Genomic DNA, 3,142 nt, shown 5'->3' with positions numbered 1-3,142 from the left:
GTTACATCAGACGATATTTGGAATTGGTTTACTCACTGCTGTTATTGTACCTCATCTTTTTGATAAAGGCTATATAATATCCTGGCTCAGAGGCTGTGGGCATTGAACATCGATAACTGTAGCTAGGTGTTGCAGTAACTAGCAGCCCAGAAAATCATGGTGTCCGCAATTGTAAATAATAACCCTGCCTTTGGGCGCAAGCATTCAAGGCAGGGTTATTATTGAGTATTCCGAATTCTCAAGGGTGAAGCGAGGACGCTGCTGCCGACTTCGGCCGCCCAGCAGTGCACTACTCGCCCAATCGAGTGATTTTAGCGCTGCGTTGGGCCAACATCAGCAGTACATAAATAGTCATTACATAGCCGGCGGCCAGAATGGGAATAATTAGAGGAATATCGCGATAAATCATAATTAGAACCAAAAGTCAAGGACGAGGAGGAGCAGGACAAGTTCAAGACCTACTACATTAAGTCAGCACGCAAGACCATGCCTTGGTTCTGAAGGCTGTTTTTCCATATCAAGCCTGCGGGCACATTTAGGCGTTCCCGGTCATCAATAATGATTTACTGCTTTACAGATGCTTAAACAGCCTAAAACCATCCACTTTAGCTGCTTTGAGCTACCGTGCACATAAGATGCGCTAATCTTAACTTCTGATAACTTTTAGCCGCGAGGAACTAAAAATCTGTACCAGAAATTTTGGCTGCGATCGACTAACAAGGCTGGCTCTACGAAACTTTTACAGGCGCCTAAAAGCTACCTGCCAGTCTGGCTGTACTTAATGTATAGAATTGTTTAAATCCTTAATACCTATAATAACACAGGGTTTCTGGGATTTAGAGATTTTTTGGCAGTGTCCTTAACAATTCGATACAATAGGGGCAATCCCTCTGACAGCCGGCGACTCGCCTCTGGCAGGCGGGTGACTCCCATCGGGTGGTAGATGACAAATAACTGCCGATCGCCTAGATTTTTCTTTTCTATTGCAGAGAATTACCTTAAAATAAAGATATGATATGTAAAATTTTGTTACTTTACGGCTTGAGTCGGCGTATCCATGATCTCTAGCACTCTCCTATTTTCCTCGGTTGAAGAAGACCTGCGACTGTTGACAGAAAACTTAAAACAGTTAGTGGGTGCCCGTCATCCCATCTTGTACGCGGCTGCAGAATACTTATTCGGCACAAAGGGAAAACGAGTGAGACCCGCAATCGTTCTGTTGATGGCCAAGGCGACTATGCCCGATCGGGAAATCACGGAAAAACACCGCCGCCTCGCTGAAATCACGGAAATGATCCATACAGCTAGTCTCGTGCACGACGACGTGGTGGACGAGTCGGATCTGCGGCGAGGAGTGCCGACGGTTCACAGTCGGTTTAACAACCGAGTGGCAGTATTGGCGGGAGATTTTCTGTTTGCTCAATCTTCCTGGCATTTGGCAAATCTCGACAACCTGCCAGTAGTCAAACTGCTTTCAGAAGTGATTATGGATTTAGCTGAGGGGGAAATTCAACAGGGACTAAATGGATTTGACACCAGCTTGTCGATCGAAGCGTACCTCGAAAAAAGTTATTACAAAACAGCGTCTTTAATAGCCAACAGTTCCAAAGCAGCGGGCTGTTTGAGCGAGGTTTCAGCGGAAATAGCAGACGATTTGTACAACTACGGTCGGAACATTGGTTTGGCATTCCAAATAGTAGATGATATATTAGATTTCACCGCTTCAACGGAAACTTTGGGGAAACCCGCAGGCTCGGATCTCAGAAGCGGTAATCTGACAGCACCAGCACTATTTGCCCTAGAAGAAAAACCTTACTTGGAAGTTCTCATAGAACGCGAATTTGCCCAAGAAGGAGATATAGAGCAGGCCCTGGCACTGGTAGAAGATTCTAAAGGCATAGAGCGATCGCGAGAACTAGCCACAAATCACGCACAAAAAGCCGTCGAATACTTAGCTGCGCTGCCCCATTCAGAGTCCCGTCAAGCTTTGATTGATTTGGCTGAATACGTTTTGAGTAGACTTTATTAGAGGTTAAAAAGTTACAGTTTATTGGTAAGGGGGAATTGGTAATGGGGAATTCCCAATGCCTAATTCCCTGTTACCAATTAATAGAAAATTGAGTTGTTTAGGCAATATCGGGCGGTGGAGCCGATCGATACTGTTGCAAGTAAACGTTAATTAAACTCTGTACTTGCTCGCGAGGGATTTCCGTCCCGACTTCCTGATTGCCGGGACTTTCAAAAAAAACAATGCTGTCAAGACCTTCCAGAGCTATCATCTGAAATAAAATGTGAGTGACAGGCAAAAGCACCGGTCTGAGGCGATCGCCCCCAGCAGCCGCAGCCTGCGACGCATCTTTAATACTATTCCAAGCATAAATCACTCTCTTCTCCCGTCCCGGTTGCTTGAGATTGCTCAAAACCACGATTGCCCAACTTTGGTCTACCGCTTGCAGGATCGAGTATTCGAGGTGCTGTAGCTGTTGGGCAATTAACACCAGTGCCGGGGCGATCGCCTTTAAGATTTGTGGCGTCGAACCGTCGGGCGGAGCTTTTTCGATCAATGCTTGAATCTGTTGGTCTAAATCCATCAGTCAGTTCTTTGATATCTAAAATTAAAAATTTCAGGTTAGCAGGTCCGCATCCAAGTATATATTACCCAGCAGTGTCCTATTAAAGATAAGCTGACACCCATCTAAATTTAAGATTTTGCAGCCTAGAGTCCTTGTAGCAAGCATTTGGGCAAAAAAATTAAGTGCGTAACAGCTTACACAATGTCTGCAAAAACTCTAACGGTAGGGTGCTTATCGCCAGCCCTGTCAAGGTGTGTTAAATCTGAGCCCGATAAAAAGCCGAAAACGGCTATTTCACGTTCTGATTTTTTTCCAACTTAAAGCAATAAAAACTGCATGGGGGAGTTTGGTTTCAAAATCAAAACGCCCAAAGTTAGTAACTTCGTTGTTTACTGAGCCCACCGGTGCTTACGGCGCACTCATGAGCCGGCTGGGTGCTGAGGGGGCACCTTACCGCAGATGGCGACTCAAAGAATTTGTTGGCCCTACTCCTATATAGCAATCCTAAATCATTATCAAGACTATGATACAATTATATGCAATACTCGATCGTGAATAAAAAAATGAAT

At 45.0% G+C, this 3,142-nt stretch carries 2 protein-coding genes; one reads left to right on the top strand and one right to left on the bottom strand.

The genetic code is table 11. The features are described 5' to 3' along the window. Nucleotides 1–1,057: 1,057 nt before the first annotated feature. Entirely contained in the window at nt 1,058–2,029 is a 972-nt protein-coding gene (gene sds / locus QUB77_RS31410; RefSeq protein WP_190658411.1) for a solanesyl diphosphate synthase, read from the top strand. A gap of 97 nt (nt 2,030–2,126) precedes the next feature. On the opposite strand, the gene QUB77_RS31405 is transcribed toward sds, so the two are convergent. Beyond that, a complete protein-coding gene (locus QUB77_RS31405; protein WP_333140081.1) occupies nt 2,127–2,591 on the bottom strand; it encodes a hypothetical protein in 465 nt (154 codons plus the stop codon). Between the last annotated feature and the right edge of the window lie 551 nt (nt 2,592–3,142).

It is taken from the genome of Microcoleus sp. AT9b-C3 (assembly GCF_036705485.1).
Lineage (GTDB): Bacteria > Cyanobacteriota > Cyanobacteriia > Cyanobacteriales > Microcoleaceae > Microcoleus.
This window is presented reverse-complemented; position numbering and strand designations above follow the sequence as displayed.

Bases quoted from the DNA above. Each gene is read 5' to 3' on its own strand.
- sds (WP_190658411.1), top strand. From the start codon at position 1,058: ATGATCTCTAGCACTCTCCTATTTTCCTCGGTTGAAGAAGACCTGCGA.
- QUB77_RS31405 (WP_333140081.1), bottom strand. From the start codon at position 2,591: ATGGATTTAGACCAACAGATTCAAGCATTGATCGAAAAAGCTCCGCCC.